This window comes from Tropicimonas sp. IMCC34011 (genome assembly GCF_003390865.1).
GTDB lineage: Bacteria > Pseudomonadota > Alphaproteobacteria > Rhodobacterales > Rhodobacteraceae > Tropicimonas_B.
Genome location: NZ_QMEJ01000001.1, coordinates 158,804 through 185,211 on the forward strand (window position 1 = coordinate 158,804; position 26,408 = coordinate 185,211).

The 26,408-nt window shown below is 68.2% G+C and carries 26 protein-coding genes and 1 tRNA gene; 11 read left to right on the forward strand and 16 right to left on the reverse strand.

Features of this window, described 5'->3' with window-relative positions; translation table 11 throughout:
* Positions 1–27 precede the first annotated feature (27 nt).
* Positions 28–879: an orotidine-5'-phosphate decarboxylase gene (pyrF, locus tag DQG15_RS00715; RefSeq protein ID WP_198665042.1), complete on the forward strand. Its 852-nt coding sequence runs from the start codon at positions 28–30 to the stop codon at positions 877–879.
* Between the two features lie 153 nt (positions 880–1,032).
* On the opposite strand, the gene DQG15_RS00720 is transcribed toward pyrF, so the two are convergent.
* Both DQG15_RS00720 and recJ read right to left on the reverse strand, forming a co-directional pair.
* Positions 1,033–1,107: transfer RNA gene (locus DQG15_RS00720), tRNA-Glu, on the reverse strand.
* A 95-nt stretch (positions 1,108–1,202) separates the two neighbouring features.
* Entirely contained in the window at positions 1,203–2,963 is a 1,761-nt protein-coding gene (gene recJ / locus DQG15_RS00725; protein WP_116081948.1) for a single-stranded-DNA-specific exonuclease RecJ, read from the reverse strand.
* A gap of 241 nt (positions 2,964–3,204) precedes the next feature.
* Here recJ and DQG15_RS00730 point away from each other — a divergent pair, with 241 nt between their 5' ends.
* From DQG15_RS00730 to DQG15_RS18695, 7 genes are all read left to right on the forward strand, one after another.
* Positions 3,205–3,471, forward strand: a complete 267-nt coding sequence (locus DQG15_RS00730) for a Rho termination factor (RefSeq protein WP_116081949.1) — start codon at positions 3,205–3,207, stop codon at positions 3,469–3,471.
* 86 nt (positions 3,472–3,557) lie between these two features.
* Entirely contained in the window at positions 3,558–3,770 is a 213-nt protein-coding gene (locus DQG15_RS00735; protein WP_116081951.1) for a DUF2945 domain-containing protein, read from the forward strand.
* On the forward strand, positions 3,767–4,726 hold the full coding sequence (locus DQG15_RS00740; RefSeq protein WP_232830653.1) for a YihY/virulence factor BrkB family protein: 960 nt from the start codon (positions 3,767–3,769) through the stop codon (positions 4,724–4,726). The genes DQG15_RS00735 and DQG15_RS00740 overlap by 4 nt, the downstream gene beginning before the upstream one ends.
* A gap of 6 nt (positions 4,727–4,732) precedes the next feature.
* Entirely contained in the window at positions 4,733–5,722 is a 990-nt protein-coding gene (locus DQG15_RS00745) for a DNA topoisomerase IB (RefSeq protein ID WP_116081952.1), read from the forward strand.
* A gap of 99 nt (positions 5,723–5,821) precedes the next feature.
* Positions 5,822–8,071, forward strand: a complete 2,250-nt coding sequence (ligA, locus tag DQG15_RS00750) for an NAD-dependent DNA ligase LigA (protein WP_116081954.1) — start codon at positions 5,822–5,824, stop codon at positions 8,069–8,071.
* Positions 8,044–10,161 carry an ATP-dependent DNA helicase RecG gene (gene recG, locus DQG15_RS00755; protein WP_198665043.1) on the forward strand — a complete coding sequence of 706 codons (2,118 nt, stop codon included), beginning with the start codon at positions 8,044–8,046 and terminating at the stop codon, positions 10,159–10,161. The genes ligA and recG overlap by 28 nt, the downstream gene beginning before the upstream one ends.
* A 117-nt stretch (positions 10,162–10,278) precedes the next feature.
* Complete coding sequence (locus tag DQG15_RS18695; RefSeq protein WP_255415073.1) at positions 10,279–10,404, forward strand: hypothetical protein; 126 nt, start codon at positions 10,279–10,281, stop codon at positions 10,402–10,404.
* 332 nt (positions 10,405–10,736) lie between these two features.
* Here the strand turns inward: DQG15_RS18695 and DQG15_RS00760 are convergent, their stop codons facing one another.
* Entirely contained in the window at positions 10,737–10,985 is a 249-nt protein-coding gene (locus DQG15_RS00760; RefSeq protein WP_116081957.1) for a sulfurtransferase TusA family protein, read from the reverse strand.
* A 60-nt stretch (positions 10,986–11,045) separates the two neighbouring features.
* Here DQG15_RS00760 and DQG15_RS00765 point away from each other — a divergent pair, with 60 nt between their 5' ends.
* Positions 11,046–12,290, forward strand: a complete 1,245-nt coding sequence (locus DQG15_RS00765) for a hypothetical protein (protein ID WP_116081959.1) — start codon at positions 11,046–11,048, stop codon at positions 12,288–12,290.
* The gene (locus DQG15_RS00770; RefSeq protein ID WP_116081961.1) at positions 12,287–13,648 is read left to right on the forward strand and encodes a cytochrome P450; all 1,362 of its coding nucleotides are present in this window, start codon (positions 12,287–12,289) and stop codon (positions 13,646–13,648) included. The genes DQG15_RS00765 and DQG15_RS00770 overlap by 4 nt, the downstream gene beginning before the upstream one ends.
* On the opposite strand, the gene DQG15_RS00775 is transcribed toward DQG15_RS00770, so the two are convergent.
* The 6 genes from DQG15_RS00775 to DQG15_RS00800 all read right to left on the reverse strand — a co-directional run bounded on the left by DQG15_RS00775 (position 13,635) and on the right by DQG15_RS00800 (position 17,468).
* Entirely contained in the window at positions 13,635–13,862 is a 228-nt protein-coding gene (locus tag DQG15_RS00775; protein ID WP_116081963.1) for a ribbon-helix-helix domain-containing protein, read from the reverse strand. The two genes, DQG15_RS00770 and DQG15_RS00775, sit on opposite strands and share 14 nt — an antisense overlap.
* Complete coding sequence (locus DQG15_RS00780) at positions 13,859–14,521, reverse strand: Hint domain-containing protein (protein WP_157968844.1); 663 nt, start codon at positions 14,519–14,521, stop codon at positions 13,859–13,861. Before DQG15_RS00780 ends, DQG15_RS00775 begins: the two co-directional genes overlap by 4 nt.
* Positions 14,522–14,647: 126 nt before the next feature.
* Positions 14,648–14,836: a DUF4169 family protein gene (locus DQG15_RS00785; protein ID WP_116081967.1), complete on the reverse strand. Its 189-nt coding sequence runs from the start codon at positions 14,834–14,836 to the stop codon at positions 14,648–14,650.
* A gap of 4 nt (positions 14,837–14,840) precedes the next feature.
* Entirely contained in the window at positions 14,841–16,238 is a 1,398-nt protein-coding gene (gene fumC, locus DQG15_RS00790) for a class II fumarate hydratase (RefSeq protein WP_116081968.1), read from the reverse strand.
* A 117-nt stretch (positions 16,239–16,355) separates the two neighbouring features.
* Positions 16,356–16,838 (reverse strand): SspB family protein, encoded by a 483-nt coding sequence (locus DQG15_RS00795; RefSeq protein ID WP_116081970.1) that lies wholly within the window; start codon positions 16,836–16,838, stop codon positions 16,356–16,358.
* Between the two features lie 183 nt (positions 16,839–17,021).
* Positions 17,022–17,468, reverse strand: coding sequence for an iron-sulfur cluster assembly scaffold protein (locus DQG15_RS00800; RefSeq protein WP_116081972.1), 447 nt, complete (start codon positions 17,466–17,468; stop codon positions 17,022–17,024).
* A 63-nt stretch (positions 17,469–17,531) separates the two neighbouring features.
* Here DQG15_RS00800 and hisI point away from each other — a divergent pair, with 63 nt between their 5' ends.
* A complete protein-coding gene (gene hisI / locus DQG15_RS00805; RefSeq protein WP_116081973.1) occupies positions 17,532–17,891 on the forward strand; it encodes a phosphoribosyl-AMP cyclohydrolase in 360 nt (119 codons plus the stop codon).
* Positions 17,892–17,895: 4 nt separating this feature from the next.
* Here hisI and gluQRS read toward each other — a convergent pair whose 3' ends face one another.
* From gluQRS to map, 7 genes are all read right to left on the reverse strand, one after another.
* Positions 17,896–18,762 (reverse strand): tRNA glutamyl-Q(34) synthetase GluQRS, encoded by an 867-nt coding sequence (gluQRS, locus tag DQG15_RS00810; RefSeq protein ID WP_116081975.1) that lies wholly within the window; start codon positions 18,760–18,762, stop codon positions 17,896–17,898.
* Positions 18,759–20,117, reverse strand: coding sequence for a methylenetetrahydrofolate--tRNA-(uracil(54)-C(5))-methyltransferase (FADH(2)-oxidizing) TrmFO (gene trmFO, locus DQG15_RS00815; protein WP_116081977.1), 1,359 nt, complete (start codon positions 20,115–20,117; stop codon positions 18,759–18,761). Before trmFO ends, gluQRS begins: the two co-directional genes overlap by 4 nt.
* Positions 20,118–20,261: 144 nt before the next feature.
* The gene (locus DQG15_RS00820; RefSeq protein WP_116081979.1) at positions 20,262–21,548 is read right to left on the reverse strand and encodes an OmpP1/FadL family transporter; all 1,287 of its coding nucleotides are present in this window, start codon (positions 21,546–21,548) and stop codon (positions 20,262–20,264) included.
* Between the two features lie 172 nt (positions 21,549–21,720).
* Positions 21,721–22,749 (reverse strand): glycosyltransferase family 2 protein, encoded by a 1,029-nt coding sequence (locus tag DQG15_RS00825; protein ID WP_116081981.1) that lies wholly within the window; start codon positions 22,747–22,749, stop codon positions 21,721–21,723.
* Positions 22,749–23,702, reverse strand: a complete 954-nt coding sequence (locus DQG15_RS00830) for a glycosyltransferase (RefSeq protein ID WP_116081982.1) — start codon at positions 23,700–23,702, stop codon at positions 22,749–22,751. The genes DQG15_RS00825 and DQG15_RS00830 overlap by 1 nt, the downstream gene beginning before the upstream one ends.
* Before the next feature lie 113 nt (positions 23,703–23,815).
* Positions 23,816–25,420 carry a glutamine-hydrolyzing GMP synthase gene (guaA, locus tag DQG15_RS00835; protein WP_116081984.1) on the reverse strand — a complete coding sequence of 535 codons (1,605 nt, stop codon included), beginning with the start codon at positions 25,418–25,420 and terminating at the stop codon, positions 23,816–23,818.
* 145 nt (positions 25,421–25,565) lie between these two features.
* Positions 25,566–26,315 (reverse strand): type I methionyl aminopeptidase, encoded by a 750-nt coding sequence (gene map / locus DQG15_RS00840; RefSeq protein ID WP_116081986.1) that lies wholly within the window; start codon positions 26,313–26,315, stop codon positions 25,566–25,568.
* Positions 26,316–26,408 lie beyond the last annotated feature (93 nt).

Here is a 26,408-nt window from a genome sequence, read left to right on the forward strand (position 1 = left end):
ACCCCGCCTCCGCAAAGGACCACTCGCGTGATTTCTGCACCTCCTTCGTTTGCGTCACGATTCGCCACGATTTCTGCCCGACGCTCCCCCTTCTGCATGGGATGTGATCCGAGCCCTGCGACGCTGGACGCCTGGGGCCTCGAGGCGAGCCCCGCCGGACTGACGCAGTTTGTCGACATCGTGCTGGAGGCAGCCGAAGGGTCCGTGGGGATCGTCAAGCCGCAGGTTGCCTTCTTCGAGGCCTTCGGACCCGCCGGCATCGCGGAACTCGCGCGTCTCATCAGGGGCATGCAGGCCAGCGGCATCCTCGTGATCGCCGATGCCAAGCGTGGCGACATTGGATCCTCGATGGAAGCCTATGCCCGCGCCTGGATCGGCGAGGGCGGCTTCGGCGCCGATGCCGTGACGGCAAACGCCTATCTCGGGGCGGGAACCCTCACGCCGCTCCTGTCCCGTGCCGCGTCCTGCGGAGCGGGTGTCTTCACGGTCGTGCGGTCATCCAACCCCGAGGGCGCAGCCCTTCAGGATGCGCGGCAAGGGGACGTCGCGGTGGCCGACGCACTGGCCGACGCGCTGACCGAACAGAACGCGGCCCTTGCCTCAGGAGAGTCCGTCGGTCCCGCCGGCGCGGTCATCGGCGCGACGCTCGGCGAAGCGGCCTCCGGCACGGTCGCACATTTGCCGGCCTCGCTCTTCCTCGTTCCGGGGATCGGCGCACAAGGCGCGGGCTTCGGCGATCTCGAAGGCATTTTCGGCGAGGCGCTCCCCCGCGTGATCCCGACCTCCTCCCGCGCGGTTCTGGCGGCGGGGCCGAGGATTGCCGATCTGAAGGCTGCCCTGGCCGATCACGTCGGCGCGGCGATGGCCCTGCGGGGCTGAGCCGGCGGCATCTGCAACGCGATAAAGGATCCCGCGAAACGTGCGGGGTCCAGCTTTCGACAATGTAAGCGGAAAGAGGATCGCAGCCACCGGACGGCGCGCCCCGAGGGGCACCCGCGGCACGGGGTAAGCTGCTGATACTTCTAAAGGAAGTGGTAGCCCGTAGGGGAATCGAACCCCTCTTTCCAGGTTGAAAACCTGGCGTCCTAACCGATAGACGAACGGGCCGTGCCGTTTGGTGAGGCGGTGTCTAAGAAATGCGGCGGGTGGGTGCAAGAAGATTTTTCGCGAAACTTGTCATGACCTTGGGGGAGGCTGAAAAGTCAGGCTTTCGCGGCGTCTTCCAGCCTGAGCTGAGCGCTCCTCCGGCCGTTCCAGCTGTTGATCTCGAACCGTCCCGCAAGATGGAAGCGCGCCCCGCCGTGAGCCTCGAGCGCCGGGCCGAGATCGGAGCGGAAGACGCCGAAGGCGATGGCATCGAGGCGCGGGCCGAGGCCGTCCGACACCGTGAGCTTCAGGTGACCGTCGCCGACGCGGCGTGCCGCATGGATCGCGGCGCCCGGGATCGCGAAGCGCGGGGCAGGGGCCGAGGCGCCGAAGGGACCGGCGCTCTCGAGCGCCTCGATCATCTCCACCGTCGCGGCACCCGGCATCATGAGGCCGTCGAGCCGGAGCTGCCGCGCGGCACCCGACCCCGAGCCCTGCGCCTCCAGAAGTTCGCTCAGGCGCTCCATCGCGGCTTCGATTCTGTCGGCGTCGGCAGTGAGGCCGGCCGCCATCTTGTGGCCGCCCCCCGCGATGAGAAGCCCCTCGCGCGACAGGCGATGGACCGCGGCGCCGAGGTCGATGCCCGACACGGAGCGACCGGATCCCTTTCCGATCCCTCCATCGGTGCCGATGACGACGGCAGGGCGGCCGAAGGCTTCCTTGAGGCGGGAAGCCACGATCCCGACGACGCCGGGATGCCAGCCGTCGCCCGAGGCCCAGACCAGCGGCGCATCGGCGCCGCGCGCGATGGCCTGCTCCGTCGCTTCCTCGGTCACGCGGGCCTCGATGTCCCGGCGCTCGCCGTTCAGCGCGTTCAGCTTCTCGGCGAGGGATTGCGCTTCGGGGCCGTCGCGCGTGGTCAGAAGACGGGCGCCGAGATCCGCGCGGCCAATTCGCCCACCTGCATTGATCCTGGGGCCGAGCATGTAGCCCAGGTGATAGGCCGCCGGCGCCTCCGACAGACCTGCCTCGTCGGCCAGTGCTGCAAGGCCGGGCCTCGCGCGGCGGTGCATGACGGCGAGACCAGCCCGGACGAAGGCGCGATTGACACCGATCAGCGGCGCGACGTCCGCCACCGTTGCCAGGGCCACCAGATCCAGAAGCGGGACGGGGTCCGGCGCGGGATGGCCGGCACCGCGCGCCTGCCGGTTCGCCTCGACGACGGCGAGGAAACAGACGGCGGCGGCACAGAGATGGGCAAGCGCGCCGCTTTCGTCCTGGCGGTTGGGGTTCACCACCGCGACGGCGCGGGGCAGCGTCTCGCCGCCGAGGTGGTGGTCGAGGACGACGACATCGGTCATCGCCGCGGCCTCCAGCGCCTCGTGGGCAAGGGTGCCGCAATCGACGCAGACGATGAGATCATGGCCTGCCGCCAGCTTCTCCATTGCCGGCGCATTCGGCCCGTAGCCTTCCGCGATCCGGTCGGGCACGTAGATCGTGGGCGTGAGCCCATGCGCCGCGAACCAGTCGTGCAGCACCGCCGCGGATGTTGCTCCGTCCACATCGTAATCGGCGAAGATCGCCACGCGCTCCCGACCCGTCGCGGCCTTGAGAAGACGGGCCGACGCGATCTCCATGTCCTTGAGACTGCGCGGATCCGGCATCAGGTCCCGCAACTTCGGCTCGAGATGGGCGGCACAATCCGGGCCGGCGACGCCGCGCAGGGCGAGGATGCGGCAGAGGGCATCCGGCAGGCCGGTTTCCTGGACCAGCGCCTCGGCCTTGCGGTCCTCCTCGACGGACGGACCGGCCCAGAGCCGTCCCGTCAGCGAGGAATCGACGCCGAGAAACGCCTGCGTGACGAGGTCGCGCGGCATGTCCTGCCCCCATATGTTGTAGCTTTGCCGAAGGTGCACGCTAGGCAAGGCAGAGCCGTGGGTCAAGGGGACCGGCAAGGCCCTCCGGCGGTCATCGCCTCGCTCGGCAGAGGGGGCAACGGCTTTTGCCAGCATCCAGGCCGGCGCACGGCGCAGGCGCGTTCGCAATGGCAGGACCCTGCGGAACACAAGTGCCGGCCTGAGGCGTTGCCGATCCGAAGCTGATCGACAGGAGGACGAGATGGCGAAGAAGGATCCCGGACCGCAAGTGAAGGACAACGAGACCTACGAGGCGCTGCGCGATGAGGGCGCGTCAAAGGAGAAGGCGGCCCGCATCGCCAATGCGCAGGCCAATGATTCTCAATCGCCCTCGAAGAAGGGCGGCGAGAGCCCGCCCTACGAAGACTGGACGAAGGACGACCTCTACGAACGGGCCCAGGAGATCGGCATCGAGGGCCGGTCGGACATGGACAAGGACGCGCTGATCGAGGCCCTGCGCAATCACTGAGGCGCCATAGCGCCATGGTCCTAAGGGGAACGGACGATCGCTGAAACGTGTTCACCCTCACACCATTTTCGAGAAAAGGAATCGTCATGTTCTACAAGGAAGGTGACAAGCTTCAGTGGAATTGGGGCAACGGAACCGGAACCGGCACCGTCTCCAAGGTTTACACCCAGAAGATTACCAAGAAGATAAAGGGCAACGAGGTCACGCGCGACGCGAGCGAAGACGAGCCGGCCTATCTGCTGAAGCAGGAGGATGGCACCGAGGTCCTGAAGTCGGAGTCCGAAGTGAAGAAAGCATGAACGCAACGGAAGACGATGGTCCGGCGCCGCGCCGCAGCCGCCGCAAAAGCGCGTTCATGCGCGTTGCCGTCTGGACGAAGGCCGGCGGCGATGTCCTGCGAACTATGGATGAGAAAAACCTCTTTCTCATGGCCGCCGGCGTCGCGTTCTTCTCCATGCTGTCGCTCTTCCCGGGTCTCGCTGCCCTCATCGCGATCTGGTCGCTGGTCTCGGACCCCTCCGTCGTCGAGGCGCAGCTGGTCCTTCTGGCCAATTTCGTGCCGGCCGAAGCCTACAAGCTGATCGGCGATCAGGTCCGCGCCGTTACCTCCTCTTCGACCGATACGATGACCTGGGCGTCGGTCCTGTCGCTTCTGTTTGCGCTCTGGTCCGCCCGCCTCGGGGTCGACGCGCTGATGCGGGGGGTGAACGCCGTCTACCGCGAAAGCAACCGCGGCGGCCTGCGGCATATCCTGGCGGCGGTGGCGCTGACGCTGTCCCTCGTGGCGCTCGGTGTCGTGACGCTCGGCACCGTCATCGTCACTCCCATCGTTCTCGCTGTCTTCCCCCTGGGACCCATCGCGGGGGTCGTCGCCCAGCTCATGCGGTGGCTGATCGCGGGGGTCGTGATGCTCATCGCGCTTGCCCTCGTCTATCGCTTCGGACCCAACCGGCGCGGCGCGCGAGCGGCCTGGATCACGCCGGGGGCGTTTCTCGCGCTGCTTCTCTGGGCCGGCGCGTCCGTCGCGTTCTCGATGTACCTGACGAATTTCGGAAACTACAATCAGGTCTATGGCTCCATCGGCGCGGTGATCGCTCTTCTGATGTGGCTCTTCATCAGCGCCTTCGCGGTCCTCCTCGGGGCGTCCCTGAATGCCGCGCTCGAGCTCCGCACGAGGCGGGACAGTACGATCGGCCGGCCCCGACCGCGCGGCGAGCGCGGCGCCTATGTCGCCGATCATTACATTCCGTCGTGATCCGTCATGCCGCAGCAGGGTCTCGTCTATTATCCTGACAGCCGCCCCGGCATACGGCGGGAGAAGCGCGGCACGGGGTTCTCTTATATCGCACCGGACGGGACGCGCATCCGCGACGCGAAGAAGCGCAAGGAAATTGCGTCCTTGGCCGTGCCGCCGGCTTATGTGGACGTGTGGATCTGTCCGCTTCCGAACGGCCATTTGCAGGCGACGGGAACGGATGCGCGGTCCCGCAAGCAGTACCGCTACCATCCCGACTGGACCGAGTTCCGCGCCCAGCGCAAGTTCTCAAACCTCGCCGCGTTCGGGGAGCATCTGCCGTCTCTGCGCCGTTGGATCTCCAATGCCCTGAAAGCCGACGCGGGCGATCCGGAGCTGGCCATCGGAGCGACGCTCGCCCTGATCGACCGGACGTCGATCCGCGTCGGCCACCCCGATTACACCAGCCAGAACAAGAGCTACGGCGCCACGACGCTCCGCCGCAGGCATGTCGAGTTCGACGGCGGCAAGATTGCGCTGAACTATACCGCCAAGGGCGGGCAGGAGGTCGAGACGCAGATCCACGGTCCCGCGCTTGCCCGCGCGCTCCACCGGATCGACGATCTGCCCGGCGCCGAGCTGATCGGATGGACGGACAGGCACGGCGAATGGCATGCCGTCCGGTCCGAGCAGCTGAGCGACCGTCTTGCCGAAACCTGCGGACCCGGAGCGACCTGCAAGACCTTCCGCACGTGGAACGGCACCCTCGCGGCGTGGCGCCACGCGCTGTCCTGCGGGGCGGAGAGGCTCACGATCTCGGGCATGGCCAAGGCGGCATCGGAGGCGCTGCACAATACGCCGACCATCGCGCGCAACAGCTATATCCATCCCGAAGTCATCGCCCTGGCTGAAATGGACGGGGAGGCGCGGGCCGCGCTTCTGGCGCGGCATGACGTGCCGTCCACGGGGGAGTACCGCGCCGGGGAAGAAGCGCTCCTGTCCTTCCTCGCGGCCTGAGACGCGCCCCGGTGCTGGCACTTGGCCGCCACGGGCGCTATCTCGAAATCCCAGACCGTCACCGCCCGACCGACCCCTGAAGAAGCGCGCCCCCGCCTCATGCCCGCACAGACCGAAGACATCCCCGTCGACGAGCTCTCCGCCACCCAAGGAGAGGAGGAGCTGGCCCGGCTCGCCGGCCTTCTGGCCCGTGCTAACGACGCCTATCATCAGGCCGACGATCCGATCCTGGCGGATGCCGACTACGATGCTCTGAAGCGCCGGAACGCGGCGATCGAGGCCCGGTTTCCCGAGCTGAAGCGGCCGGACAGCGCGACGGACGTGGTCGGCGCGGCGCCTGCGGAGGGCTTCGAGAAGGTGCAGCATTCGAAACGAATGCTGTCGCTCGGAAATGCGTTCGACGCGGGCGAGGTCACCGATTTCGCCGCCTCCATCCGCCGGTACCTCGGATTGGCGGCAGATGCCCCGCTGGCCTTCACCGCCGAGCCGAAGATCGACGGGCTGTCCCTGTCGCTGCGCTACGAGGGCGGCCGCCTCGTCCAGGCCGCGACGCGGGGGGACGGCGCCACCGGCGAAAACGTCACGCGCAACGCGCTGACGGTGGGCGATATCCCGGACCGGATCGAGGGCGCTCCGGATCTTCTCGAGGTGAGGGGCGAGGTCTACATGTCCCGCTCCGACTTCGCGGCGCTCAACGCGCGTCAGGAGGCGGCGGGGCAGCGCCTGTTCGCGAACCCGAGGAACGCCGCCGCCGGCTCCCTCCGCCAGCTCGATCCGGCGATCACCAAAACCCGCCCCTTGCGCTTCTTCGCGTATGCCTGGGGGGATCTGTCCGCGCCGCTCGCGGACACGCAGATGGGCGCAATCGAGCGGCTCGAAGCGCTCGGTTTCGCGGTGAACGATCTCACCCGGCTGTGCGAGACCGCTGAGGACATGATCGCGCATTACGATGCCATCGCGGCGCGAAGGGCGGATCTCGACTACGATATCGACGGCGTCGTCTACAAGGTGAACGACCTTGGCCTGCAGGAGCGCCTCGGCTTCCGCTCCACAACCCCCCGCTGGGCGCTGGCGCACAAGTTCCCCGCCGAGCTGGCCTGGACGCGTCTCGAAGGGATCGACATTCAGGTCGGCCGGACGGGGGCGCTCAGCCCCGTTGGGCGTCTGCAGCCGGTGACGGTGGGGGGTGTCGTCGTCTCGAACGCCACGCTTCACAACGAGGATTACATCGCCGGGCGGGACAATACGGGCGCTCCGATCCGCGAGGGGCGGGACATCCGCGAGGGCGACCGGGTCCAGGTCTATCGCGCCGGCGATGTCATCCCGAAGATTGCCGATGTGGACATGTCGGCCCGTCCGGCGACGTCGGAGCCTTACGCCTTTCCCGAGACTTGCCCGGCCTGCGGACAGGCGGCGATCCGGGAGCCCGGCGATTCCGTCCGCCGCTGCACGGGTGGCATGGCCTGTCCGGCGCAGGCGGTGGAGCGCCTCCGCCACTTCGTCTCCCGGGCTGCGTTCGACATCGAGGGGCTCGGAGCCAAACAGGTCGAGGCCTTCCATGCGAAGGGCTGGATTGCCGAGCCCGCGGATATCTTCGACCTCGCGGGGCGCCACGGGGAGAACCTCCGCACGCTCGAGGGCTGGGGCGAGAAAAGCGCCGCCAACCTCGAAGCCTCCATCGAAGCGCGGCGCAGGATCGAGCTGCCGCGCATGATCTTCGCCCTCGGCATCCGCCATGTCGGCGAGGTCGCCGCCACGGATCTTGCGCGTCATTACGGCGATTGGTCCGTCCTCGTCGCCGCCCTCGATGCCGCCGCGCCGGCCGCGCGCGCCTATCGCGAGGCCGAGGAGGAGGTGTCGGCGGAGCGGGCAGCGGCGGGGACGGAAGGCCGGCGGGCGCAGGTCTCCCGGATCCGCGATGCCGCGTGGTCGCGGGCCGATCTGCCGGAGGGCGCGAAGGCGGCCTGGGACGATCTCGTCGGGATCGAGGGCGTGGGTGCGGTGCTTGCGGATGCCATCGTCACCGCGTTCGACCAGGAGGCCGAGCGCGCCTCCATCGACCGGCTCGCCAGCCAGCTCGACATTCTGCCGGAAGAGGCGCCGGACACCGCTGGCAGCCCCGTTGCGGGCAAGACCGTGGTCTTCACCGGTACGCTCGAGAAGATGACGCGCGCCGAGGCCAAGGCCCGCGCCGAGAGCCTCGGCGCCAAGGTGTCGGGCTCCGTTTCCGCGAAGACGGATATCCTGGTGGCCGGACCGGGGGCCGGATCGAAGGCGAAGAAGGCGGCCGAGCTCGGGATCGAAACGCTGGACGAGGACGGATGGCTGAGCCTGATCGAGGGGGCGTGACGGGCCGCCCGCCCGAGCTGTTCCCGCTTTTTGCCGGCATCGACACGCTCCCCGGCATCGGTCCGAAGATGGCCAAGGCGCTGGAGGGCGCCGCCATATCCCGTCCGAGGGATCTCGTCCTGACCCTTCCCCACTCGGGCATCGATCGCCGCAGCGTGGGCACCATCCGCGATGTGGTGCCCCCGGCGGTCGTCACCATCGCCGTGACAATCGGCCGTCATCGCCCGTCGCAAAGGCGGGGCGGGCCACACAGGGTCATGGTCGAGGACGGCGCCGGCAACGCGTTCGACCTCGTGTTCTTTCGCGGCGGCGGACCGTGGCTCGAGGACCAGCTGCCCACCGGCGAGCGGCGCATCGTGTCGGGCAAGCTTGAGCTGTTCGACCGGGTCGCGCAGATCGTCCACCCCGAGCACATCGTCAGGCTAGAGGACGCGGGCAACATACCGACGTTCGAGCCCGTGTATCCGCTGACCGCGGGCGTGACGCAGAAGGCCATGTCGAAGGCCGCGGCCGCGGCGCTCCATCGTGTGCCGCAGGGGGGCGAATGGATTGATCCCGGCGTTCTGGCGCGAGAGGGCTGGCCCGGCTTCGCCGACGCGCTCCGAATGGCGCATGCGCCGCGCAGCATGGCGGACCTGGCAGCCGAGGCGCCGGCCCGTCGCCGTCTGGCCTATGACGAGATGCTGGCGCACCAGGTGACGCTGGCCCTTGCCCGGGCGCGGCGGCGGGAGAAACCGGGGCGGGCGACGGCGGGGGACGGTGCGCTCCGCGCCCGGGTACTGGGCGCGCTGCCCTACGATCCCACCTCCGCGCAGGCTCGTGCCATGGAGGAGATCGCGGCGGACATGGCGGCGCCCCGGCGGATGAACCGGCTCCTGCAGGGCGATGTCGGCTCCGGCAAGACCCTCGTCGCCTTCGCCGCGCTTCTGACCGCGGTGGAAGCCGGAGGGCAGGGCGTCCTGATGGCGCCCACGGAGATCCTCGCCCGCCAGCACATGGAGAGCCTCGCCCCGCTTGCGGAGGCGGCCGGTATCCGCCTCGCGGTGCTGACCGGACGGGACAGGGGCGCGGATCGCGCGCGCCTTCTCGAGGACCTCGCGGAGGGCCGCATCCGGATCCTCGTGGGAACCCATGCCGTCTTTCAGAAGGATGTCGTCTTCTGCGACCTGCGCCTCGCCGTGATCGATGAGCAGCATCGGTTCGGCGTGGCCCAACGCATGGAACTCGGCGCCAAGGGCGAGCGGATGGACATCCTTGTGATGACGGCGACGCCCATCCCGCGCTCCCTGTCGCTTGCACAATACGGCGACATGGACGTCTCCGTCCTCGACGAAAAGCCGCCGGGACGTACGCCGATCGTCACCTCCTCCGTTCCCATGGCGCGCCTGCCGGACGTGGTGGAACGGCTGCGGGGCGCCATTGCCGAGGGCCGGCAGGCCTATTGGGTCTGCCCGCTGGTCGAGGAGAGCGAGACAGCGGACCTCACCGCCGCGGAAGAGCGGTTCAAGCGGCTCCGGGCGGCCTTCGGGGACGACCAGGTCGGCCTCGTCCACGGGCGCCTCACACCGGCGGAGAAGGACGCCGCCATGGCGCGCTTCGCTTCCGGGCAGACCGCCGTTCTGGTGGCGACCACGGTGATCGAGGTCGGCGTCAACGTCCCCAACGCGTCCATCATGGTGATCGAGCAGGCCGAGAGCTTCGGCCTCGCGCAGCTCCACCAGCTTCGGGGCCGCGTCGGCCGCGGTGCCGTCGCCTCCACCTGCCTGCTCCTCTACCGGGCCCCGCTGGGGGAGACCGCGCGTCGCCGCCTCGATATCCTGAGGCAGAGCGAGGACGGCTTCCGCATCGCCGAGGAGGACCTCGCGATTCGCGGCGCAGGCGATCTGATCGGGACGGCGCAATCCGGCATGCCGCGGTTCCGTATCGCCGAACCCGAACGGCAGTCCGGCCTCATGGCCACGGCGCAGCGCGACGCCCGCGCCTTCCTAGAGATCGATCCTAGGCTCGAGGGACCGCGGGGCAGGGCGATCAAGACCCTTCTGTGGTTGATGGAGCAGGATCGCGCGATCCGCCTGATCGATATCGGCTAAACGGGCCGTTCTGCCTGTGTTCTCCTTTTTCTCGCGATGTTCTCATAAAGTTCTTGATTTGGGTGACCCCCTATGAGAACAAATGAGCAACGGTTAACGTAATGAGGAGAAGACCTGATGATGATGTCGGACCTGAAAGTGCTGATCGCCCGCTCCGGCAACACGCTTCTCGTCGATGCGCTCGGCGCCCTGTCCCTCGCCGTGATGCTGATCGCTGCGCTTCACTTGCCCGGCGCGGCCTGATCGCCCCACCCGACTTGCCCGGAGCGGTCTGACCGCCGCTCCGCCTGCCCGCGGTCCGGGTCAGCGGGGGTGGTTGCCTCCCCCTCGTCTGTCCAGTCCCCCCGGTCGGTATCCCCAGGGCCCGCCTCGGCCCTGACCGCTCCCGGTCCCGGACCGCAAACTCAAGGGCCGCCGTCGCCATCTGGCGCGGCGGCCCCTTTTTTATCCGCGTCTTGCCTGGTCGTTGCCTCGCGGATCGATTTATTGCCGAGGCGCGAGGTATGTGCGCCATGCACCGGCGTGCGCGGACGGGCCGCGCCGCTCCGGTGATCCCGTTCCTGACCGGCCCCTGATCAGGCGGATCCCTTACGGATGGTGAAGGCCGTCCCTCCGGGAATATCCTCCGCGCCAAGCAGTGCATGACCGCTCTCGGCGCAGAAATGCGGCATGTCGATCAGGGCCGCCGGGTCGTCCGTCAGGATGCGGAGCAGGGCACCCTCCGGCAGCGCCATCAGGCGCTTGCGCGCGCGCAGAACGGGCAGGGGACACAGCAGGCCGAGTGCGTCGACCTCCTCGGCGATATCGTTGCTGCCTGTCCCCATCTCGTCACCATTCCTTCAGATTTTGCTTGCCATCCGGGGCCTTGCAGGAAGGATAGCGCCATGAGCGATGCCCCCGCCACCCTCGAGACGACGCGTAGCGATCGTGCGGTCAGGCGGCGTACGGTTTTCTATATCCCGGGCTTCGATCCATTCCACCCTCGCCGGTACCGCGAACTCTATCGAAAGGAGGGCGCGGCGCAGGCGGCGATCTCGGGCTACGAACTGACGCAGGCGCCGCTGCCGGGATCCGGAGGCGTCGGCTGGGCGGTTCAGGCGGACATCGAGGGCGAACGGACCGAGGCAGAGATCCGCGTCCTCGTCTGGGCCGACATCGTCAAGGCGTCCATGGGAACGGGCATCGCGCGCACCTATCTCGATCTGTGCCGTACGGCCTGGACCTATATCGCCTCGGGCGCGCTCGGGCGCTTGATGCGGCTGCGCAAGGGCCCTGTGATCGCGGCGCTCTATCCGGTCGCCGTCCTCCTCGGCCAGCTTCTGATCGCCTGCACTGTGGCCGTGGGGATCGGCGCGCTCCTGTCGCTGGTCGCGGCGCCCCTCGCATGGCTCGGCGTCCTCGCGATTCCGCCTGTCCTGATGTGGTTCCGCAAGCACGATAACCGCATCTTCGCCTATTACCTGATGCACGATTACGCATTTACGGCGCAGTATCGCGGGGCCAATCCGCCCGCTCTCGAGGCCAGGATGGCGCAGTTCAGGGAGTCGATCGAGGACGCCCTGCGCGGTGATGCGGACGAGGTTCTGGTGGTTGGCCACTCGTCGGGCGCGCATATCGGCGTCTCGGTCCTTGCCGATCTCATTCGGGGCGGCGGCGTGCCTCCGGAGGGGCCGACGCTCTCGTTCCTCTCGCTTGGTCAGGTGATTCCGATGGTGTCCTTCCTGCCGGACGCCGAGCGTCTCCGCGAGGATCTCCGCGTCCTGTCGCAGCAGGGCGAAATGACGTGGATCGACGTCACGGCGCCGGGAGATGGCTGCGCCTTCGCGCTCTGCGATCCGGTCGCGGTCAGCGGTATGGCAGGGTCCGGGAAACGCTGGCCGCTGGTCCTCTCGGCGGCCTTCACGCAGACGCTGTCGCCGGAGCGATGGTCTGCCCTGCGCTGGCGATTCTTCCGACTGCATTTCCAGTATCTCTGCGCTTTCGACCGCCCGGGCGATTACGATTATTTCCGCATCACCGCAGGTCCGCGCACGCTGGCCGCCCGCTTCGCCCATCGCGCCCCGTCGGCCAGCCGGATCGAGATACCCGTCTCCCCCCATATCCGCCGCAGGGACCCGCAAACCGCATGATCCCGCCGAAGCCAGCCGCGCGCGAGGGGCGCGTCTCCCTTCTGCGATATCTCAGGCTGTTCCGGTCGGACATCCTCTCCGCCCAGCCGGAGAAGCTCTACCGCGCCTGGATGGCGGAGTTCCGCACGCCGTTCTTCCGCTCCTACATGATCGGACAGCCTTCGCTAGTCGATCTCGTCCTGAAGGAGCGGCCGGGGGATTTTCCGAAATCCGATCGGGTACGGGAAGGGCTGGCTCCGCTTCTGGGGAACTCCGTCTTCGTCACCAATGGCGAGGAGTGGACGCGGCAGCGGCGGATCATCGATCCGGCCTTCGAGGGCGGGCGGCTTCGCCAGACATTTCCCGCGATGCGAGATGCGGCCGTGGCGACCCTTGCGCGGCTGGACGCGCGAGCGGATGGCTCAGAGGTCGAGATTGAGGCGGAGGCGAGCCATGCCGCGGCGGATGTGATCTTCCGCACGCTCTTCTCCATCCCCATCGAGCATGAAATCGCCGCCGAGGTCTTCGCCGCGTTCCGCGCCTATCAGCGGGAACAGCCGCTTCTGAACGTCGCCGCCTTCCTGCCCGTGCCCCGCTGGGTGCCGCGCTTTCACTCGCGCCGCGCGCGCGCTTCCGCCCGGCCCATCCGTGAGCTGATCGCGCGCCTTGTCAGGGAGCGCGCCGCGCTGATCGAGGCGGGAGACGCGCCGGACGATCTCGCGACGAAGATCATGACGACGCAGGATCCAAAGACGGGGGCGCGCTTCGACGAGGCGGAGATGGTGGACCAGGTTGCCATCTTCTTTCTCGCCGGGCACGAGACCAGCGCCTCCGCTCTCGGCTGGGCGCTCTGGCTTCTCGCCGCATCGCCCGACTGGCAGGAGAAGGTCGCGGCGGACGGGCGCCGGCTCGGCGATCTCGGAGAAGCGCCGTTCAGTGCGATCTCCAGTCTCAAGGTGACGCGGGACGTGTTCCGGGAGGCGCTGCGCCTCTACCCGCCCGTGCCAATGATGGTCCGCGAGGCGCGGTGCCCGGAGCGGTTCAGGGACCGGGACGTGCCGGCGGGATCGCAGATCATCATCTCTCCCTGGCACCTTCACCGCCAGTCCCGCCTCTGGACGGAGCCCGATGCCTTCGACCCGGCGCGATGGGGAACCGAGAACGGCAAGGCCTGCCAGCGGGAGGCCTACATTCCCTTCTCGGCCGGTCCGCGCGTCTGCCCCGGCGCGGGGTTCGCGATGATCGAGGGCGTGCTTTTGCTCGCCTCCATCGTGGGACGCTACCGGCTGGAGATCGTTGAGGGGAAGCGTCCCGTGCCGGTCGCGCATCTGACGGTGCGGGCGAGGGACGGGATCTGGCTGAAGCTCACGCCCCGCTGAGGCGGGATTGAAGATCGAGGAGAACGTGGAGGCGGATAGCCGTGGCCAGACCGATCTCCGGATCGCGCTCGGCATCGATGCGCGCGGCAAGCGTGTTGATCGGCAGGTCCTCCCGCTGCGCGCATTCGCGGAAGGCCTGCCAAAACGCATCCTCCAGCGTGACGGACGTGCGGTGCCCGGCCAGCGTCAGGCTGCGTTTGCGTGGGCGGCTCATCGTGGCATCGCGCGGGGCAGGATCTCGGGTCCGTAATCCTTCAGCGCGCGCCCGTCGCCGGCAAGGTCTGCAAGAAGCTGCCTGCGAAGCGCCCTGTCCTGGCGGCCGGACAATGCGCCGGGGTGAAGGCTCTCGAGCGGCACGCCGCCCGCGAAGATCACGGCATGACGCTCGAGCAGGATCTGCACATAGGTCACGGCCGTGGCCGGAGCGATGCCGACGCCCTCCAAATCCAGGCAGGCGGCGGCGGGAACGATCTGACGGCGCCCGTCCACCCATCGCACCATGCCGGCACGGGGCGAAAGGCGGAGGGGCCGGCGCGGGGCGCCGCCGCCGAAGGCATGGGCGGCGACGAGGATGGGCGAAAGGTCCGGCCGCTCGGCAATACGCTCGGCAGGCAGGGGGTGCCGCCGGGTCCAGAGGATGCGAACCGGGCCGCTCTCGGTTAGGACGCTCTGGCCGGCGCGGAGTTTCCCTGCCGCGCGAGGGCCCTCCGGCGTCATAACGCGCGCCTCGGCGGCGACGGCGGAGGCGAGGCAGGCGCCGGACGAGCGAGCCGCCTCCGCGGAGCCTTCGCTGAGGACAAGAGGGCGCCGGCGCCCTGGAGTGCTCCGGACGGGTCGCGCGATGTGGAAAGCCTGCGAGGGCAGGGAGCTCATGCCGTCATCCGTCTCCGGGACAAACGGAAGTATGAGCGCGAATCGTTTCGGATGGGAGCGGACGGCGCCGAGGGCGGACAGACCTGTGGCCACCATGCACATGGATGATGCAGGGGCGCCGCGACTTCACTCGAGGTCATCGTCCCGTTTCCCGGCGTCGTGAGCACGTTGCGCGCGTTCGTTCTCCGCGCGCGCGGCGTCTTTCCGGGCCTTCGGCAGGCCGTGGAAGGCGGCGTTGCGATCCGCCGCCTCCTTCTTCTCTGCCCGGGCCCGCGCCTTGCGGACCCGGTTGAGGTTCACCGGCACATCGGCCATCGGCTCAGGCCTTCTTCGGGCCGACCATGTCCTCGGGCCGCACCACCGCGTCGAACGTCGCCTCGTCCACGAAGCCGAGCGCGACGGCCTCTTCGCGGAGCGTCGTGCCGTTCTTGTGAGCCGTCTTGGCGACCTTGGTGGCGTTGTCATACCCGATCTGCGGCGCAAGGGCTGTGACGAGCATGAGGCTCTCGCGCATCAGCTTGTCGATCCGGCCCTCGTCGGCCCGGAGCCCCTCCACGAGATTGTCGGTGAAGGCGACGGCCGCATCGCCCAGAAGCTGCATCGACTGCATCACGTTGTAGGCCATCATCGGCTTGTAGACGTTCAGCTCGAAATGCCCCTGGGAGCCGGCAAACCCGACGGCGGCGTCATTGCCCATGACGTGGGCGCAAACTTGCGTCAGCGCCTCGCACTGCGTGGGATTCACCTTGCCGGGCATGATCGAGGAGCCCGGTTCGTTCTCGGGCAGGATCAGCTCGCCGAGGCCGCAGCGGGGACCGGAGCCGAGAAAGCGGATGTCGTTCGCGATCTTGAAGAGCGAAGCGGCGACCGTCTTGAGGGCGCCGGACATCTCGACCATCGCGTCATGCGCGGCCAGCGCCTCGAACTTGTTGGGCGCAGTGACGAAGGGCAGGCCGGTGATCCGGCCCATGCGTTCGGCCACCTCCTCGGCCCAGCCCTCGACGGTGTTCAGACCGGTGCCGACCGCGGTGCCGCCCTGCGCCAGCTCATAGATCCGTCCGAGCGCGCTCTCGACGCGGGCAATCCCCATGCGGACCTGATGGGCATAGCCGGAGAACTCCTGCGCCAGCGTCAGCGGCGTCGCGTCCTGCGTATGTGTTCGGCCGATCTTGATGATGCCGTCGAAGGCGGAGACCTTGGCCTCGAGGGCGGTCGCCAGCTTCTCGAGGCCCGGCAACGTCACGTCCCGCGCCATCATCGCCGTGCCGATATGCATGGCGGTGGGGAAGGTGTCGTTGGACGACTGGCCCATGTTGCAGTGGTCGTTGGGGTGGACCGGATCCTTCGAGCCGATCGTGCCGCCCAGCATCTCGATCGCACGGTTGGCGATCACCTCGTTGGCGTTCATGTTCGACTGGGTGCCGGAGCCGGTCTGCCAGACGACGAGGGGAAAGTTGTCGTCGAGCTTGCCGTCGATGACTTCCTGCGCGGCGTTCTGGATCGCCTCGCCGATGTCCTTCGGGAGCTTGCCGCTTGCCGTGTTCGCTTCGGCGCAGGCCCGCTTGATCACGCCCAGGGCCCGCACGATGGCGACGGGCTGCGTCTCCCAGCCGATGGGGAAGTTCTTGAGCGAGCGCTGCGTCTGAGCGCCCCAGTACTTGTCGCCGGGAACTTCGAGTGGGCCGAAGCTGTCGGTCTCGGTGCGGGTCTCTGCCATGGCGTCCTCCGAATGGGTCGCCAGCGGTTTACCCGCAGGAGCGTGGCAGGGCAACGCACCCCGCCACCATGCGGGCGCTAACAGCACCATGCGGGCGCACAAAACGCCCGCGCCGGGTCAGGTCTTCCGGAAGCTGTCGAGCCGGACCACCTCGGCGTCGCCCTTCGGCGCCTCATCCTCGACCGAGCTGTCGGTGAAGGCGGCCTCATCCACGAACTCGTCCTCCTCGTCGTCGTCGTTCGCGGCATCCTGCGTCTCGAACCGCAGGCCGAATTCGACGGAGGGGTCCACGAAGGTGCGGATCGCCTCGAACGGGATGTAGAGCGGCTCCGGGCTGTCGCCGAAATTGAGCGTGATGTAGAACCCGTCCTCGGTCACTTCGAGGCCGGAGAACCAGTGCTGAATGACCACGGTCATGTCGGCAGGGTATCTCTGGCGCAGCCAGTCGGCGACCTCGGTGTCGGGATGGCCGGTGTCGAAGGTGATGAAGAAATGATGCTCACCGGGCAGGCCGCCCGAGGCCACGTCCCGGAGGACCTGTCGGATGAGGCTGCGCATCGCCTCGTGCATCAGGTGCCCATATTCAATGGTGCGCGACATCTGGTATCCCGGAAATTGCGGCGCCGCAGAAATCGGCGTCGACCTCAGCATAAAAGATTCGAACCGGAATGACAGCCCCCGCCGCCGGGGCAGTCTGTCCCGCGACACGGGCCATCTTGCGCGGCGTTTTACTCCGGATCGCGCCCGGAAAATCGCGGTTCGTTCTCGCTGTCTCTCAGGGTCTCAGGCGGCGCTCTCGACCGTCGCCATCGCCTCCGCCGCCGCCTCGAAGACCAGCAGGATCGAGGCGTGCCGGTTCTTGAAGTCCCGCGCCGGAGACAGCGCTTCCAGCCCATCGAAGGGGGCATCCGGCACAGGGCCATCCTCCTTCAGCATGGCGCGAAGCTGGTCTCGCCCGCGCTCGATCTGCTCCCGTGTGGTTCCGATGGCGGATTTGCCGAACACCGCCGAGGACGCCTGTCCGAGCGCGCAGGCCTTCACGTCCAAGCCCAGCTCCGTCACCCGGCCCGCCTCGGAGACCACGTCCACCGTCACGGTAGAGCCGCAGAGGGGCGAGCGTTTCTTGACGCTTGCCTCCGGCGCCTCGAGCCTGCCGACATTCGGGATGTCCGCGGCGAGGGCGAGGATACGCCCGGAATAGAGCTTGACGAGATCGGTGTCGGTGGTCATTCGGAGCCTTCCTGCGCTGGTCCGACAGATAGCCATGCGCGCGAGGAATTCAAAGGAGCCTTGATGTCCTTCGATGCCGAAACGCTGCGCTACGATGCCGCCGGTCTTCTTCCCGTCATCGCCCAGGAAGCCACCACCGGCGAAGTCCTGATGCTCGCCTGGATGAACGCCGAGGCCGTGCGCCGGACGCTCGAGACCGGACGCGTGACCTACTGGTCCCGGTCGCGTGAGGATTTCTGGGTCAAGGGCGAGACATCTGGCCACACGCAGGAGCTGGTCGAGCTGCGGATCGATTGCGACCGGGACTGTCTCCTCGCCGTCGTGCGCCAGACCGGTCCGGCATGTCATACCGGGCGCCGCAGCTGTTTCTACACCGGCATCAATGCCGGCGAGGAACTGGAGCTGATGAAGCCGGAAGTCTGACGGCTCAGAGCCCGATGAGCGCGCGCATCTCTCCGGCGCTCATCCCGGCCTCCCGGTAGGCGGAGATCGCGCGGGCATCGTCCCGCTTGGCGAGCCGCTTGCCGCTCTCGTCCCGGATCAGCCGGTGATGGAGATAGGCGGGGCGCGGCAGGCCGAGCAGGATCTGCAAGAGGACGTGGATCGGCGTCGCCTCCGCGAGGTCCTGGCCCCGCACGACAGCGCTCACGCCCTGGGCCGCATCGTCCACCACGACGGCAAGGTGATAGGACGCGTCCCATCCGCGCCGAGAAAGCACGACGTCCCCGACCTCCTCCGTCATCTGCCGGCACGTCGCGATCCGGTGCCCCGGCGCCTCGCCATGCTCCTCGAAGGAGACCGTCCCGGCACGCTCCATTGCCAGCCTCATGTCGAGCCGCAATGCCTCGTGCCAGGGCACGGGCCCGGTCCGGGGCGCCCCGCGACAGGTGCCGGGATAGACGATCCCGTCCGGCCCGATCAGCGGATCGCCCCCTTCCTGCGGCGCGCGCGCAGCGGCGCGGATGTCCTTCCGGCGACAGGTGCAGGGATAAAGAAGGCCCGCATCCCAGAGCTGCTGGAGGGCGTCCCGGTAGGCCGCCCCGCGCTCCGACTGGCGCATCACCGGCTCCGGCCATGACAGACCGAGCCAGGAGAGATCCTCCGCGATGAGCGCCTCGTAGGCGGGCTTCGAGCGCTCCCTGTCGAGATCCTCGAGCCGGAGCAGGAACCTGCCGCCGCGCTCCTTTGCCATCTCGAAGGCAAACCCCGCCGAAAAGGCATGTCCAAGATGAAGCGGCCCCGTGGGCGAGGGCGCGAAGCGGGTGACGAACGCCGCCCCCTCGGGCAGGCTCATGCCGGGGCCGTCACCGGTGCCGTCGTCTCCAGCCAGTCCGCCCACGCGGCCTTCGCACGATCGGTATAGGCTTTGTAGCGCTCGCGGCGCCCCTTGCGGCCGCCCTTTGCGTCGATCGGCGGGAAGAGCCCGAAATTGACGTTCATCGGCTGGAACGTCTTCGCCTCGGCGCCCCCGGTGATATGGCTCAGAAGGGCGCCCATCGCGGTGACGTGCGGCACCTCCGGCAGGGTGCGCCCCGCGAGTTCCGCTGCGGCGAGACGCCCCGCCAGAAGCCCCATCGCGGCGCTTTCGACGTAGCCCTCAACGCCGGTGATCTGCCCCGCGAAGCGCAAGTGAGGCGCCGATTTCATCCGCATCTGCGAATCGAGCAGCGTCGGCGAGTTGAGGAATGTGTTGCGATGGATGCCGCCGAGCCGGGCGAAGCGCGCTTCCCCGAGCCCGGGGATCATGCGCAGCACTTCGTTCTGGGCGCCGTAGCGCATCTTCGTCTGGAATCCGACGATGTTGTAGAGCGTGCCGAGCGCGTTGTCCCGCCGGAGCTGGACGACGGCATAGGCCTTTTCGTCCGGCTTGTGCGTGTTCGTGAGGCCGATGGGCTTCATCGGTCCGAAGCGCAGCGTCCCCCGTCCGCGCGCGGCCATCACCTCGATGGGCAGGCAGCCGTCGAAATAGCCCGCCGTCTCGCCCTCGTGGAACTCGGTGACGTCGGCGGCGAGGAGCGCGTCGATGAAGGCCTCGTACTCATCCTTCGTCATCGGGCAGTTGATATAGGCGCGGCGCTCCTCCTCGGTCTCGCCCTTGTCGTAGCGGGACTGGCGCCAGGCGACATCCATGTCGATGCTGTCGGCATAGACGATGGGGGCGATGGCGTCGAAGAAGGCCAGCGCCTCCTGACCGGTATGGCGTGCGATGTCCTCGGCAAGCGCGCCCGAGGTCAGTGGGCCGGTGGCGACGATGACGGGCCCGTCCGAGGGAAGCGCGGTGATCTCACCCGCCCGGATCTCGATCAGGGGGTGCGCCTTCAACCGCTCCGTCACGCCGGCGGAGAAGGCATCGCGGTCAACCGCGAGGGCGCCGCCAGCGGGAAGACTGTGCCGGTCGGCCATCTCCATCAGGAGCCCGCCCGCCTGCCGCATCTCCCAATGAAGCAGGCCGACGGCGTTGCTCTCGTCGTCGTCCGAGCGGAAAGAGTTGGAGCAGACCATCTCGGCAAGGTTGCCGGTGCGATGGGCGAAGGTGCCCGTCTGGGGCCGCATTTCGTGCAGGACGACGGAGATGCCGGCGCCCGCGGCCTGCCAGGCGGCTTCGGAGCCGGCCATGCCGCCGCCGATGATATGAAGGGTCTGTGTCATGCCCCGCATCTAGGACGACGCGCGCCGGGACGCAAAGGGCAACGTGACGGGGCGCCGAACTTTCAGGTCCGGCGCCCCTTCATCTTTTCTCTATTATCCCGGCGCGCCATACGCGATGGCGGCGCGTTTAGGGCCAGGCCCTTCTCAGAAGGCGAAGCCGATCCGCATGCCGACGGACAGCGCGGTGCTGTCGCGGAACTCTGCGCGGGCCACGTCGGGCGTGCCGGTCTCGGCGGTTGCATCGCCGAGCCAGGCGTAGCGCACCCCGCCCGCCAGCGTCACGCCGCCGTCGAGATCGTAGGAGCCGCCGAGGGCGATGGCCTTCTGGCCGCGCGTGGGCGCGAGCGGGGAGACAAGCTCGTCGTCCCCGGTCTCGGGCTCGTAGGTGAAGGAGGCCTGCGCGGCGAACTTGTCGGTGAAGCGGCGGCCGACGCCGATCGTGTACGTCCAGGTATCATCCAGATCCACGAGCCCGCCGCCGGTCAGGTCCTCGAAGTTCTCGGGATTGATCTGGAACTCGGACCATTCCGCCCAGCGGATCGAGCCGAAGACGAGAGTGTCCTCCGCGACGCCGGTCTGGAAGTCGATGTTGACCGATTGCGGCGTCTTGACCTCGGTTGACGAGGAGCCGCTGAGGAGGGGGGCCACATTGGCAGCGACGCCAGCGCCCGCGGCTCCGCCCGGAAGCGAACCCTGCCCACCGACGAGGGTCGTCCCCACGCCGGAAAGCGGAGCGAGGCTGTAGCTCTCGGTCGTGTCGAAATCGTGCTCGATCTCAGTGCTGTAGGTCAGGGCGACGCGCAGTGCGATCGCCGGGATCTCATAGGCGCCGCCGATGACGTAGCCGACCGATGTGTCGTCCTCGAGTTCGACGTTGTAGCCGTTCACGGGACCGTAGGACGTGCCGCGCAGGGAGATGTCGCCGGACGCGCGCTGGACGCGGACACCGCCATGCGCGGACCAGTTCTCGTCGAAGGCATAGCGCAGGAGCGCGGTGAGGGAGGAGGACTCGGCCTTGGCCCGCGTCCCGCCGAGTTCCGTCGTCGAATTGTCGCCCGAATAGGCGATGTCCGCCCCGAAGGCCTCGTCAAAGAGGAGCGCGCCGGAGACGGTGCTGTTGAACTGCCACTTGATGCCGGCGCCGACGGTGTTGAAGCTCTCGCCCACGTCGTCGTACTCGGTCCCGCCGCCGATTGCGTTCTGCACCACCGCGAAGCCCTGGGTGGCGGGGCTTGCGGGAGCGAGGCCCGTAGCGTCCGTGCCGAGGCCCTCGCCGTTGAGGTCGGGATTCGTGCGGGAGAAGGAGAGCTCGGCGTAGTTGCCTTCGCTGAACAGCAGGCCGATGGGCTGGCCGGTGCGGTCGAGTCCGCCGGCATGGGCCGCGGTCGATGCGAGTGCAATGATGGACGCCGTCGCTAGGTACCTGGTCATGGTGCTCTCCCTCCCAAGAGACGCCGGCGGGCCCGGTCGGAACCGCTCGGTCTACGATGGCCAAACCTGCTCTGCGGGCGAATTTCGGTCAAATCGGACGCTGGGTCACAATCTGCACGCCGGGTAAGTTGCGACGCTTTTGCCACAGGCCGCCCGCCACGTCCGCGATGGATCAGGGCAGGCCGAGGAGGTTGCCGCTCTTGCGGAGCGCCGCGATGTCACCTGCATCTTTCGAGATCCAGCACGCGAAGCCCTCTCCGGTCTCGCTGAGTGCGGCCAGGAGGGCGGAGAGCTGGTGGTATTCCGACGAGCCCTTCGCGTAGGCCCCGCTCTCGAGCGCGTAGGAGACGCGCGACCAGAGTGCCGGCGTGAAGCGATAATGAAGGATCGGCAGCAGCATCCGGCCCGACATCGGCACGGTGGCCTTGTGGGAATGCAGGAAGAGGTCCTCCGGCCCAAACTTCGCCAGCGTCGGTTTGTAGAGGGTCAGGTCGGTCAGCGTCCGCACTCCCCTGATCCGCGCATCAAGCCGCCGCCGCAGCGGCGGGCGGGGTGCGAGGCCGTGGCGGGTGTAGAGACGCATCCGTGCACCCTCGTAGGCGACCTTCGGCGCCGATCCGTCCGCTTGAAGATGCAGGTGCCGCCGCGCATCGAAGAGCCAGCGCCCTTCCCGGACGCCCGTCGCGGCGGGAGCATCGGGGCCCAGTTCCTCGAGGCGCTCGGGATAGACATCGAGCATGACGCCCCAGGCGCCCCGTACGCCCTCCGCCTCGAGCCGCGACGCGACCTCGGGGAGGGTCGTCCCCTCCGGCAGGGCGATGAACTCGTCGAGATCGGCCAAAAGCGACCAACGGCCGACGCAGAACCGCCGCATCAGGATGGACCGCCACAGATGCACCCGTCGCAGGTGCCCGGCCTTGAGACGCGGGTCGATGGCGAGGCCGTCCACCGGATCGCCGAAGCGGCCCCGTGCGCGCAGGAGCATCACGTCACCCTGCTTAGCCAGATATTCGGCCGAGCCGTCATCCGAGCGGTCGTCGAGTACGATGAAACGTTCTGCGCCGATCTTTCGGAAGTGATCGAGAAAGGCGGGCAGGAAGTACATCTCGTTGCGCATCACAGTGATGACGGTGAAGCCGGGCGCGCTCTCAAGGGCCGCACCGGAGACCATGCTCAGATCGTCGTGGCTCATCAGGGACATCACTCGCCCCCCGAGACCGTGGCCGGGGGGAAGTCGAGCGGGTGGCCGAGACGCGCTTCGGTTCGGTCCCGCGCCGCCTGGAACTCCTGCCAGAACGTCGCGCGCATGCGCCGCTCGCGGGGCTTCGTCAGCAGATGCAGGCGAACCGGCGCCGTGGGAGAGTGCCAAGGCTTCTCGAAGCCGGTGAAGTGACAGATCGCGGGATCGGTCCGGCTTTCCCTGAACATGTCGCGCAGCTCGGGGGGGAGGGCGCGCCGGTCCGTCCGCGGATTGCCCCAGCCGCTGTTCCATGTCGGGTCGAGCAGGTGGATGCGGCCGGCGAAGACCATGTTGATCCAGTCCTGATCGCGGGACGTGACCCGAGCCGTCGCCTCGATATCGCCCATGAGCGCGTCGAGGCCCTCCGCCCGGATGCGCGGCAGATCGAGCAGCATGACCCCGGAATTGACGTAGGTGCTCATGTCCAGACCGCCCATCCGGTCCGATCGCCGCTCGATCTTCGCCGCCGCTTCCCTGGCAGCGCGCCCCCGCGCCGGGGCCGCGAGGGTCGCGGTGACGCCCGGTGCGAGACAGGCCGCGAGACAGGCGCCCTCAAGATCCGTCTGCCACAGCGGCGTCAGATCCTTGCGGACAATAGTGTCGCCATCGAGGTAGAGCACCGGACCGTCATGGAGGGCGGGGAGCAGGAGGCGCGCCCGTGCGGCGAGGGGCAGGCGCCCCCGTGGAAGGTGCGCAAAGGCCGAGAGGTCCACCGGCCGGACCTCGATCTCGGCCCCGAACGCCTCGGCAAGCGTCCTCGCATCGGTCTCGAGCCGATCCGACGGCCCGGTGGGATGAAGCGACACCCGGACCGGACCGGGCGTCCGCTCGAGCGCCGTGAGGAGGGACACGAGCGTGCACCCTTCGAACGCGGGATCGAAGAAATAGACGAGGTGGGGAGCGCCCCGGGTCATGCGGGGAACCTCACATCCGATCTGGGCAAGCCTGCGGTGAGGATACCGGCCGTCTCAAGCGGGCGCCCGGTTCGTGCAGGGTCAGTCGCGGACGATTCCTGTCCCATGCCGCCTCATTCCCATTCGATGGTTCCCGGGGGCTTCGAGGTGACGTCATACGTCACGCGGTTGATGCCGCGGACCTCGTTGATCAGCCGGGTCGCGGTCTCGCCGAGGAAGTCGTGCGTGAAGGGATAGTAATCCGCCGTCATCCCGTCGACGCTCGTGACCGCACGGAGCGCGCAGGCGAAGTCGTAGGTGCGACCGTCGCCCATCACGCCCACGGTGCGAACGGGCAGGATGGCCACGAAGGCCTGCCAGATCTCGTCGTAGAGGCCGTGCTTGCGGATCTGGTCGATGAAGACGGCATCGGCTTCCCGCAGGATCGCGAGCTTTTCGCGGGTGATCTCTCCGGGGCAGCGGATCGCGAGGCCGGGGCCGGGGAAGGGGTGTCGGCCGATGAAGCTCGGCGGCAGGCCGAGCTCGCTGCCAAGGGCGCGGACCTCGTCCTTGAAGAGCTCGCGCAGGGGCTCGACCAGCTTCAGGCCCATCTTCTCCGGCAGTCCGCCGACATTGTGGTGCGACTTGATCGTGACGGAGGGGCCGCCGGAAAACGAAACGCTCTCGATCACGTCGGGATAGAGCGTGCCCTGGGCCAGGAACTCCGCGTCGCCGGCCTCGGCCACCTTGTCCTGGAAGACGTCGATGAACAGCCGGCCGATGGTCTTGCGCTTGATCTCGGGATCGGACACGCCGTCAAGCGCAGTCAGGAAGCGATCCGATTCCTCCGCGACGATCAGCGGGATGTTGTAGTGATCGCGGAACATGGTGACCACTTCCTCGGCCTCGCCCTTCCGCAGAAGGCCGTGGTCGACGAAGACGCAGGTGAGACGGTCGCCGATCGCCTCGTGCAGCAGAACCGCGGCGACGGAGCTGTCCACGCCGCCCGACAGGCCGCAGATGACCCGTCCCTCGCCGACCTGCTCGCGGATCTTGGCGATGGCCTCGTCGCGATAGGCCGCCATCGTCCAGTCACCGGTGAACCCTGCGAGGCGGACGAAGGCGGAGAGGAGGGCCTTGCCGCGGGGGGTATGATGCACCTCGGGGTGGAACTGGACACCGTAGAAGTGCCGTGTGCGGTCGGCGACGATGGCGAAGGGCGCGCCGGGGGAGGTGGCAAGCACCTCGAACCCGCTGGCAAGCTCGGCCACGTGATCTCCGTGGGACATCCAGACCTGTTCGTCTCCTCCCTCGAACCAGCCGTCGAGGAGCGGATCGCGGAGGTCCGAGGCGGTGACGCGGGCGCGGCCGAACTCGGCCGAATGGTCGCCGCGCTCGACACGTCCGCCGAGCATCTGGGTCATGACCTGCTGGCCGTAGCAGATACCGAGGATCGGCACGCCGAGCTCGAATATCTCCTGCGGCGGTCGCGGGCTGCCGGCGTCCGGAACCGAGGCCGGGCCGCCCGACAGGATCACTGCCTGCGGAGCGAAGTGGGCGAGGAAGTCCGGCGTCACCGCGTTGAACGGATGAATCTCGCAGTAGACGCCGAGTTCGCGCAGTCGGCGGGCGATGAGCTGCGTCACCTGGCTGCCGAAATCGACGATCAGCATGTTCTGGTGACGGGTGGCGGCGTCCTCGGCCCTCTCGGGCGCAGCGGAATTCTCAAGCTGGGTCATGTCCGCCCGATTAGGGCGCCGCGGCGCGGCGCGCAAGAGGGCCCGGCGGTGACGGGACCGCAACAGGGAGTAAGCCGGCCCCGGTCTGACCCTGGTGCGCCTTCGGCGAGGGGATGCTATCGAAAGATGACCCTCCCGGGGGCGCTCAACCGGGCAGGGTCAGCGTGATCGGGCCGCGGTCCGTGGCGACGACGGTATGCTCGTACTGGACCGCTGGCGCGGCGGGTTCGCCGTAAAGCGTCCAGCCATCGTCACCGCTCGTCGCCCAGAGCGCGCCGCGGGACAGGAAGGGCTCGACCGTGAGGACGAGGCCCTTGGTGATGCGCCTCCGCTCGGAGCGGGTCGGCCAGGTCGCGATTTCCTCGGGGTATTCGTGGAGCGCTCTTCCGATGCCGTGGCTCGCGAGGTTCCGGATCAGGGTGTAGCCACGTTGGGAGGCGAACGTACCGATCGCCTCTCCGATATTGGCTAGGGGGCGACCGGCGCGGACCTGGCCCATTCCGATCTGCGTCGCGCGCCTGCCATCCCGGCAGAGCCGATTGAGGGAGGGGGCGAGCTTTCCCATCCCGAAGGTCGCACCCGTGTCGGCGTAATAGCCGTCCTTCGATGCGGAGACGTCGATATTCACCAGATCGCCTTTCGCGATCACGCGGTCTCCGGGAATGCCGTGGGCAACTTCCTCGCCCACGCTGATGCAGGTCGCGCCGGGAAAATCGTAGGCCGTCCGGGGGGCGGAGAGGGCACCTTCGCGCTCGAGCATCGCGGACCCGATCCCGTCGAGTTCCCGCGTGGTCATGCCCGGCTCCATCGCGGCGGCCATGGCCTGCATCGTGTCGGCGACGATCCGGCCGATGATCCGCATCGCGTCGAGATCGTCCTGATGGTCTATCGTCATGGTCCGCCTTCGTTGCTCGCGCCGGCCGTCGGGGCCATGCGCTTCTTGCAGTCCGGCGCACGGAAGTCACGCTCCCCCGGCCCCGCAGATGTC